This is a genomic window from Haliscomenobacter sp. (assembly GCF_033763495.1).
In the GTDB taxonomy this organism is placed as follows: Bacteria; Bacteroidota; Bacteroidia; order Chitinophagales; family Saprospiraceae; genus Haliscomenobacter.
In genome coordinates this window covers 20188-31167 of the sequence record NZ_JANRKL010000240.1, presented here as the reverse complement: position 1 = coordinate 31167, position 10980 = coordinate 20188, and the positions used below count along the sequence as shown (strand labels likewise).

The 10980-nt window shown below is 46.9% G+C and carries 3 protein-coding genes and 1 pseudogene; all 4 read left to right on the top strand.

All coding sequences use genetic code 11. The annotated features are described in order from the left end of the window. Positions 1-1660, top strand: a pseudogene (locus tag SFV55_RS28690) (carboxypeptidase regulatory-like domain-containing protein); the annotation flags it as partial. Positions 1661-1826: 166 nt separating this feature from the next. Then, on the top strand, positions 1827-4577 hold the full coding sequence (locus tag SFV55_RS28685) for a two-component regulator propeller domain-containing protein (RefSeq protein WP_320033034.1): 2751 nt from the start codon (positions 1827-1829) through the stop codon (positions 4575-4577). 205 nt (positions 4578-4782) lie between these two features. Then, positions 4783-7203, top strand: coding sequence for a glucoamylase family protein (locus SFV55_RS28680; RefSeq protein ID WP_320033033.1), 2421 nt, complete (start codon positions 4783-4785; stop codon positions 7201-7203). A gap of 30 nt (positions 7204-7233) precedes the next feature. Continuing rightward, positions 7234-10881 carry a T9SS type A sorting domain-containing protein gene (locus SFV55_RS28675; protein WP_320033032.1) on the top strand — a complete coding sequence of 1216 codons (3648 nt, stop codon included), beginning with the start codon at positions 7234-7236 and terminating at the stop codon, positions 10879-10881. Positions 10882-10980 lie beyond the last annotated feature (99 nt).

Below are 10980 nucleotides of genomic sequence, written 5' to 3'. Positions count from 1 at the left end.
CGACAATTTCTTCACTGCACTGGAAGATGTATTCACCTCTGAGTTGAATGGCCGCTTCTTCTTCAACTCCTTGCAAGATATCGAGTTGCAGAAACCTTCTCGTTATGTACGTGAAGTGTACCTCGGCGAAGGCGAACCCTGGGTACGTTACAATGTACTGGATGTATCTGCTTTCGCACAAGTGGATTTCGAATTGGCCAAAAACCTGGATGCGGTAATCGGTGTTCGTTGGGATGGAACAGCGTTTTTGACTACGCCTACCCCTAATGCTGATTTGGCAGAAAGCCTGAAAGTTTTCACCAACACCGCTCCGGTTGATTTTGACAACTTCCAACCCCGGGTTCAATTGACCTGGAACGTGGGGGGTAAAAACAAAGACATCATCAAGCTTGGCGCTGGTGGCTTTTCCAACATGGCCATGTACTACAACCTGGCCAATAACATGCTTTTTGATGGCAACAAAGTGGCTTCGATCGACGTGTCTACGAATGTTCCTTTCCCCGATTTTAAAGCTTATCGCGAAGACCCAAGTACAGCTCCAGGTGTAACTCCTGGCCAGCCTTATGTGTCTACCATCAATGCGATCGGGCCTGATTTTGAAATTCCTTTTACCTGGAAAGCCAATTTGAGCTACAACCGTTTGTTGTTCAACGACAAGTTGCGGGTAGGAATCAACCTGCTTGCTTCACACACTACTGACAACTACGTTTATCAGGAAACCAACCTGGTAGATGAGCCCTATTTCCGCCTGGCTAATGAAGACAACCGGGGGGTATTTGTACCTGCTGACAAAATTGGTACCAATGGCATTCTGAAATGGCAGGATAGCCGTAAAGATCCAAACCTGGGCCGGGTCTTGGAACTGAATCCTGATGGCATTTTGGATCAAACTGCGTTGATTGTGGACGCTGAATTGCGCTTGGGCAACAAGGGCGGCTATGTAGCAGTCAGCTACACCAACAACAATACAAAAGACAACTCTTCGTACAACTGTTGTGTAGCCAATACGTCAACCTTCTTGCCCGTAAAAGACGATCCTCGGGCACTGAATTATGGTTATTCTGATTCACAGTTCCGCCACAAAGTATTGGTGAGTGGTGCTACTCCAGAGATTGCCGGATTCCAGTTGGGTGCAACATTCAACGGCCAAGGAGGTTATCCCTTCGCTTTTCACGCTTACCGAGCTGGTACCAGCTTGAATGGCGATTTTAATGAGCAAAACGACCTGGCCTTCTTGTTCGATCCCAATGACCCAAAAACTGATCCAGCATTGGCTACCGCTATTAAGGCATGGTTGAACAACCCTCTGGTGGCCGATGCCGCCAAGGAATACTACCGCGAGAATGTGGGTAAAATTGCTCCACGCAACGGTGGCAGCAATCCATTCTTCTCTACCATCGACCTTCGTTTGAGCAAAAAATTCAACACCTTTGGCAAACAGTCACTGGAATTCAGTGCAGACCTGTTCAACTTTGTAAACCTGTTGGACAAGAACAAGGGGCGCAACACCAACCTGAGCCGCGAATCCCGTTTGCTGAATATTTCCGGTTTTGACAAAACCTTGCAGCAATACAAATATACCCTCAACGCCAATACTGGTGTAGATCCGGTAGGAGGTACGCCCTGGCGCTTGCAATTGGGCTTGCGTTACAATTTCTAATTAGCCGTTTCATACATTACTCTTTTTGCCCAGTTGACTCAGTTGTCAACTGGGCATTTTTATTTGACCTATAATTGCTTTCAGAAAGTATAGTGTGTATTTTTGTCAATCATTTCGGTTTAAAAACGCTGTAACTGCAAGCACCGGACTCCGCGACCAATCTCACATGAAAAATACCATTTACTGCATTTTTCTGATTCTTTGTAGCGTGTATTCCTTTGCCGCCGACGTTCCTTTGATCCTTAATTTTCCGGCAAAAACCTATCAGGCATCCAATCAAATTTGGTCCATCACTCAAGACCAACACGGCATCATCTATGCAGGCAATAATGATGGCTTACTGGAGTTCGATGGAGCCAATTGGGAGCTCCACCCCTTGCCTAACGGCCAAACCGCACGGGCCGTGGCAAGTGATCAAGGCGGGAGAATCTATTGTGGTAGTTATGGTGAATTCGGCTTTTGGCAACGCGATCAACTTGGGAGTTTGTACTACACCTCCCTCAGCAAGCAGGTACCACATGAGGACATCCGCAAGGAAGAGTTTTGGCACATTTTGGTGTACAAAAACGTGGTTTATTTTCAGTCGTTTGGAGTCATGTACCAATATACTGGTAAAAAAGTAACCCGGGTTCCAGCGTATTTCCCTTTTATGTTCATCAAGGAATGCAATGGCCGTTTATTGATTCCTGCCATCCGTGCGTCCATCTATGAATTGGGTACAAATCAAAAAGTTACTGCATTAAGTGGCAGTGGTTTTTTTGCCAATCAAACCATTACTGCCCTGATCGCTGATCCGGCTGGCTTGTTGGTAGGAACCAGTCATGAGGGTATTTTTAGGCAAAAGGGCAATTCTTTTGTTCCCTGGGAGCATCCGGTCAATGCCGAATTAAAACGGTATCAACTGAACAAAGCGATCCGGCTGCGGGATGGCCGTTTGGCCCTGGGTACCATCCTGAATGGCGTTTTTATTGTCAAAGGGGCACAAATCCAGTACCACCTCAATCAGAACAATGGCTTGCAAAACAACACTATTCTGAGCTTGTTTGAGGACAAAAAACAAAACTTGTGGCTGGGGCTCGACAAGGGCCTGGACCTGGTTGCGCTCCACGATCCTATGTTGTATTACACCGATCGGGAAGGCGAAATCGGTGCCGTTTACACGGCAGCGATTCACAAAAAACAGCTTTTTATTGGCAGCAATCAGGGAGTGTTTTACCGAAGCTGGCCATTGCTCAAAAATGAAAGATATCAACTCTTACCTGGCTCACAGGGCCAGGTATGGCAATTAAATGTAGTTGATAATCAATTGCTTTGTGGGCACAACGAGGGCACTTTTGTCATTGAAGGCAATCAATTCCGACGCATCTCCAGTGTAACGGGCGGGTGGTGGGTTGTACGTCCAGCTCAACGGCCAGAGTATTTACTGCAAGGTACTTATACTGGCCTTGTCGTTTTTCAAAAGGACGCCAGCGGACACTGGCAATTCAGTCATCAAATTGAAGGTTTGAAGGAGCCGCTGCAAAAACTGCTGTTGCAAAACGCCAGGGAGTGCTGGGCGGTTAATCCTTACGAAAGTATTTATCATTTGACACTTGATGCCAACTACAAAAAAATCACGTCGATTGATACCATCAACACCTTAGATGGTTTGCCTGCCAACTCCAACCTGGATGTTTTTTTAAAAAGGAATGAAGTGTGGATTTGGTCCAGAGGGCGCCAGTTCATCTACCAGCCTAAAACCAAACAATGCCAACCTGCCCCCCTCAAGGGCGAAACCCAATCAAAATTTTTCCAATCTAGTACTGGGGAATTGTTCGAAATTTTGCCCCAACAGGTGCGGGTCAAAAAAGACCAGCAGCTCAAAAGTATCATCAATACCACCCTGGCCACACATTACAATCCCGTTGTAGAATTACAAAATGGTGCCTACCTGTTTTGTATCGACAATGGTTACGCCTTGCTCAACCGGTTAGATGCACTAGAGAAAAGCATTGAATCAAGCTTGCGCATCAAAAAAATCGAATACTTGAATCCCAAAAACAGGCATAAAATTTACCAAAAAGATGGGGTTGTTTATTTCCCGGCCGGCACACGTACTTTGCGTTTTGTGTTTTCAATCGACGAATATACCCGCACCACTCTCTTCCGGTATCGGCTAAAAGAAGAACAAAAACAGTGGTCTGGCTGGAGTCGGTTTTCAGAAAGAGAGTTCAGTAGTTTATCCCCAGGCCATTATACTTTAGAAATACAACATGACCTCAGCGAACATACCACCAGTTGCAGTTTTGTCATCGCTCCGCACTGGTATCAAACTTCCTGGATGTACCTTTTGTATTTTTTGAGCCTGGTTGGCCTTTATGGCTTGTTGAATCGGATGCACCAAAGGCGACTCCAAATACAGCGCCGCAAGCTGATCCTCGAAAAGGAGCGGGAACTCCACCAGCAACGCATCCAAAACCGCAACATCCAGCTGCAAAATGATGTGCTCAACAAATCCAAAGAACTAGCCAGTTCCACTTTTCACCTGATCCGCAAAAATGAAGCACTGCTCCAGATCAAGGAGGAGTTGATTCGCTTCAAGGCTGAAAGTGGAGACCGCCCTGCCGCAAAGCACTACCAAAAAATGCTGCGCCTGGTGGATGAACACCTGGGCAATGAACAAGATTGGCAGGTTTTTGAAGACAATTTCAACCAGGTACACGACGAATTTTTTAAAAAACTCAAATCCATGTTCCCCTCCATTACCCCCGGTGACTTGCGCCTGGCGGCTTACCTGCGTATGAATTTGAGTTCAAAAGAAATTGCACCCCTGCTGCACCTTTCCATCCGGGGCATCGAAAACAAACGTTATCGACTTCGTCGAAAACTTGAATTGGAAGGTGATGACAACCTGGTGGAATTTTTGATGGGTTTGTAAAAAAAGACAAAACGCATCTGCTCAACAACTGACAATCCTGCATTTTTCGATTGGGAAAAGGCATTAAATAAGCCGCTGATTATCAATATAAAAAAAATCAACTAATCAATGATTTTTTGCAATGGCGTAGTAATGGTGAGGTCAAAAAGTAGCTATTCTAGTTTAAATGAAATAAGATTGCACTTACAACTATTTGATCGCGAAAATGAAGCAACGCTACCTACATTTTTTCTGCTATCTATTCCTCTCTTTACAGGCCTGTGTGCCAACTTATAGTCAGGAAGTTTACTTTTTCAGTGACAGCAACAATCCTGGCTACTATGACACTGGTTTGGCTTTTAAGTCTGGAACCAGTTTTTTAGAACAAACGGGTGGCAGTGGCGATAAAATCCCTACTGATGCAACTGCTTTTCAAGGTCGCAATAGCTTGCGCCTGCGCTGGAACTCACGTAGCGGTGGAGACTGGTCAGCTTTAGTGATTGCTCCAGGTTTTCCTTTTCAGGACATCAGCAATACCGACACCCTGGCCTTCTGGGTTTATGCCCCCAATGGTCTGAATAAAGCCGACTGGCCCAATATTTTTTTAGAAGGTGCCCCTGGCGCTACCAAATCACGCAAATACAACATTGGCAACTATGCGCCCGGGCTGGATGCCAAAACCTGGACCCAAGTTAAAATTCCCCTCAAAGTAATATTTAGCGATCCCAACCAGAGCGGGATCAATTTTAAACAAATCAAAGCCATCATTTTTGGGCAAAATGCCGCCGATGCCCTGGAACACACCCTCTTGATTGATGAGGTGCGGACTTACCGGGCTTCCGGCACTACAAATTTACTCGTGCCAGACCAGGTTCTGGCCAAAGGTTATGACAGCCATATCGAATTGCGCTGGAAAAACACCGGGAACTCCGGTGGGACTGCTTTCAGGGTCTATCGCTCTCTGGATGAAGGCCAAACCTTCAACCTCATTGGGCAAGCGGGCAAGTCCGACAGCATTTACCTGGATTTTGTACGCCCACTTGGGCTCAATGTAAAGGCGAGTTATCGCCTCACCACTGCCAGCGGCAGCGGACAGGAAAGCCAACCCAGTGCAGTAGTCAGCGCCAGTAGTGCGCCAATGAGTGATGACCAATTGCTTGACATGGTGCAGGAATACACCTTCCGTTATTTTTGGGAGTTTGCGCACCCACAATCCGGATTAATCCGTGAACGGAACACTTCAGGCGATATAGTGACCATTGGGGGAACAGGTTTTGGCGTAATGGCTTTGTTGATAGGGATCGAAAGAGGTTTCGTGACCAAGGAACAAGGACGCGACCGGCTCCTGAAAATGCTGAATTTCCTGGAGAAAGCGGATCGTTTTAAAGGAGCATTCCCACACTGGATGAATGGAGTTAGTGGCAAAGTGGTGCCTTTCAGTACCCGCGACGACGGAGGCGATTTGGTGGAAACAGCCTTTCTTTTTGAGGGTTTACTCGCTGCTCGGGAATACTTCAAGGGAAACAGCAGTGAGGAGCAGCAAATCCGCAACAAAATTACCACCCTCTGGGAAGCCATTGAGTGGGATTGGTACCGCCAATACTTCCAGAATTTTATTTACTGGCACTGGTCCCCCAACTACCAATTCGCCATGAATTTTCCGGTGCGTGGCTGGAACGAGGGTATGATCGTTTACCTCCTGGGCATTGCGTCGCCAACCCACGGCGTACCCGAAGGTTTGTATGAAAAAGGCTGGGCTGGCAACAGCAACTACGTCAATAAGAATCAGTATTACAGTGTTCTATTACCTCTAGGGCCTGCTTTGGGTGGGCCCCTTTTCTTCGCACATTATTCCTTTATGGGTTTCGACCCCCGCAACATCAAGGATAAATACACCAACTACTTTACCCAAAACCGCAATCACACCTTGATCAATCGGGCCTATTGCATCGCCAATCCCAAGAAATTCAAGGGATATGGAGAAAATTGCTGGGGTTTAACCGCAAGTGATGATCCCGTACAAGGCTACCTGGCCCACGAACCCAATAGTGGCCCACAAGACAATGGCACCATTGCTCCTACTGCTGCACTTGGTTCTTTTCCCTACACTCCCGTAGAATCTTTAGCTGCGCTCAAGCATTTTTACCGCGAATACGGCGCCGATTTATTTGGCCCGATGGGTTTTTACGATGCCTTTAACCCTCAACTCAATTGGACCGCCGATAGTTACCTGGCTATCGACCAGGGGCCCATCATCAATATGATTGAAAACCACCGCAGTGGTTTATTGTGGAAGCATTTTATGGCCAATGCTGAAATCCAAACTGCGCTCAAAAAAATTGGTTTCACGGCCGATATTACTAAGGTTGAAGCCATTCCAGCTACCGACCTGCAACTCAAAATATACCCCAATCCGGTTAAAAAAAACCTTGATCTTTCCTTTGCACAAGCTTCAAGCGAAACGGTCAAGATCGAATTGTGCGATACTGCAGGCCGGATTGTACACCGTTTATTTGGACCTACACGACTCAATACCGGACCACAACGTCAGCAATTTACCTTGCCAACACTAGCCAAAGGAACTTACTTCTTGCAAATCAGTTCACCTACGTATACAAGCACTTATCCACTGGTCATTTCGCAATAGGTTCAACACATGAACCCAAAATCTAACAACATGAAAAAACATCTGCTCTTTTTCACCATGCTTCTGCTACCCTTGCTGGGTATGACTCAAGTAGTACTCGAAGACTTCGAGGGCGGCGCCAAGTTGCCCTGGAATGCCATCGAGGGGACATACTCGGTTGTTGACAACGCCGCTGGAGGCAACACGCTAGGCCTCAACAGCAGCGCTAAGGTTGGTTCTTACACCAAAAAAGCGGGCTCTGCGTACAGCCTTTTCCTGGCTGAGTTACCCACAGCGCTGGACCTCAGCACCAACAACCAATTCAAAATCCAGGTTAAAGCAGCTGTTGCTTCGGCCTTTATCCTGAAACTGGAAGGTGCCAACGGTGCCATCGAAGGCAATAAAAACATTGCCGTAAGTGGCGAATGGATTGAATATTCCTTCGATTTCAGCAAGGCAGCAGCTACACCAAACCTGAAAAAAATCATCCTGTTTTTTGATCCGGGTGTGGATGCTAGCGCTGACACTTATTTGTTTGATAACCTGACTGTAGGCCCAGCTTGTGGTGGTGCTGCACCTAGTGCCTATATTCTGGACAACTTTGAGTGCGCTCGCAACATCGCTTATGGCAGCCCAGGTTTTGCCGACATCACTTCTGTGGATAATCCCGACAAGACGGGCATCAACACTAGCGATAAGGTAGGCCGCTATAAAGACACAGGTGGCGAATGGCACGCGATGGTTATTGATTGGGGTGGTGCTTTACCACTTAAAGACCGCAACATTGTTAAATTCAAGCTCTGGGCACCTAAAGCAGGTCGACTGTTGGTGAAACTGGAAGCTGGCACCTCGCCACAAAAAGAGGTTTTTCTCGACGTCACTGAATTGAATAAGTGGGTGGAGTATACGGTCAATATGACCAGCGAGGCTGCCGCAAATCATACCAAGTTGGTTTTCTTCTTCAACGCCGGGGTACTTCCAGGTGCTGACGACGTGTACTACATCGACGATATCGCTTTGGATCCAGCCCCTACTTCGTTTGTGTATGAAGACTTTGAAGGTGGTGCCAAATTGAATTGGAACCCCATCGAAGGTTCATTCGCGGTTGTACCTAATCCTCCAGGTGGCGATACGCTGAAAATCAATGGCAGCACTCAGGTTGGCGCGTATACCAAAAAATCTGGAGCTGGTTACAGCCTTTTCCTTACTGAATTGGCAAAGCCCCTTGATTTGTCCATTTACAACGTGTTTAAAATTCAGGTCAAAGCTGCAGTGGCCAGCTCTTTCCTGCTCAAGCTGGAAGGCCCTGGCGTTGCGGTAGAAGAAGTGAAAAACATTGCGGTAAAAGACCAGTGGGTTGAATATACCTTCAACTTCAGCAAATCTGCGGGAGTCAAAACCTTCAACAAGATCATCCTGTTCTTTGATCCCGGAGTGGACGCCAGCTCGGATACTTACCTCTTCGACAACCTGATCGCAGTAACCGCAGGAGATTGCGCAGGTGTAGACAAGAACCCGGATATTCTGGATGACTTTGAGTGCCAGCGCAACATCGCTTATGCTCAACCTGGCTTTGATGACATTACAGCCGTAGACAATCCAGATAAATTTGGGGCTAACCTAAGTGCCAAAGTAGGTCGGTACAAAGATGTAGGCGGCGAATACCACGCCTTGGTAATGGACTGGGGTGGTAGCATTCCACTCAAAGACCGCAACCAGTTGAAGCTGAAAGTATGGGCACCGGTTGCCGGTAACCTCCTGCTCAAGTTGGAAGGTGGTACTTCTGGTGCCAAAGAAATCCCCGTAGCAGTTACTCAACTGAACAAGTGGGTTGAATACTCCGCTGATTTCAGTGACCAGGAAAATGCCAACCACACCAAAATTGTCATCTTCTTCAACGCGGGTAAACTGCCAGGAGCAAATGACATTTACTACATAGACGACATTAGCCTGGTAGCTCCTGAAAAGAGTAGCGCTTTGGAAGATTTTGAAGGCGGTGCCAAAATGGGTTGGGAATCCCTGGGAGCTGACGCGGTATTCGGCAAATACAACGGCGAAATTGCCAACCCTGATAAAACAATTAACACTTCTGCTACGGTTGGTTCTTACACCAAAGGAAGTTCCAAGCTGGGTGGTTTGAAAGCCTTGTTGCCTCAAGGATTCACCCTGAGCGCTTTCCCACAAGTCAATTTGCAAGTATGGGCCCCAGCTGGTGCAAAAAGCCTGACCCTGCGTTTGGTTTCTGCTTCCCAAGGTACCAAGGAAATCAACCGCCCTATTGATGCCACAGGCAAATGGGTAGAATTGAACTTCAATTTCAGCAACTTCAAAAACGTGACTGATTTTGAACAAGTTGAAGTGGTATTTGATCCAGATCTTACTTCTACCGCTACCTGGTATTTCGACAACCTGACCCAAACCATCTCTACCGTAAACCTTTGTGAAGGTGTAGTAGCGCTAGCCGGGCAAGTGGATGACTTTGAATGTCAGCGCAATTTCACCAAAGTGTCTACCACGGGTGGTGACTTCCTTAAAGTAGTCAATAACCCTGATCCTAGTGGAATCAATTCTTCTGCCAGTGACAAAGTAGGGGAATATAGTGATCCTCGGGATGAGTGGTCTGCCATCGTTTACGAATTCCCACAAGCAATTGATCTTTCTGTTTTGAACCAGTTGCAAGTGAAAATCTGGTCGCCTAAAGCCGTTCCGATTCTGTTCAAACTAGAAGGCGGCCAGCAAGTTGAAGTATTTTCGGAAGTAAAAGCCGCCGACACCCGCAAGTGGGTACAATACTCCATCGACTTCAGCGCTGCGGCAGGAAAAGGCAATACCAAACTGGTCATCTTCTTCAATGCTGGCCAATTGCCAACTGCTGACGACGTGTATTACATCGATGACATCGAACTGCGCAGAGCACCCTACACTTCTTGTGTCTCCAATTTTGAAACCAGTCTGGATGACCTGGGCCGCTGGCAATATTTTGCCAATGGTTCCCTAGATGGGCAAAAGGTTAACATCATTGTAGACAATCCGAAGAAGAGTGGCATCAACACCAGCAACAAGGTAGCTGAATTCATTGAGCGCCCTGGTGGTGAAATCTTTGCTGGTTATTTCAACGATGCAATTCCTGCGGCCATCTCGATGGGCAAGAACAAGAAGATCACCATGAAAGTGCTGATGGATCATGAAGCGGATGTGGTTTTCAAATTGGAGCGCAGTAGCAATGGAGCACCCAATACTGGCGATACCAAAGTGAAATACACTACGCCAAACGAATGGCAGGAACTGACCTGGGATTTCACTACACTGAACATTCCAGACGGAGCCCTGTATTCCACTCTGGCAATGATCATGGACTTCGGCACCGTACCAACCACCGAAAAACGCTACTATTTCGACGACATTGCCATTGGTGACAAGTCTTGTTCGGCTGCTACTGTTGGTGTGCGTGATCTTGCTTTGAGCAACCTCAAAGTTTATCCTAACCCAGTAAGCAATGAGTTGATCATCGAAAACGGTCAAAATTTGTACGGCTATGATGTATTCAATGCCTTGGGACAAAAGGTTTATTCCATCCGTTCCAGTGGTCAAAATTACGTCAACCTCAATACTTCTGACCTTGAGCGCGGCATGTACATTCTGGCTGCTTACGATAAGCAAGGCTTGATGAAAGCCAAGACGAAGTTTATTAAGCAATAGTTGGGTTTTAGTTGAGAGGTTGAGGAGTTGAGAAGTTGAGGAGTTGAGTACCGTCTACGCTTGGGTCGCTGCGGTAGCCTCAACTTCTCAACCTCTCAA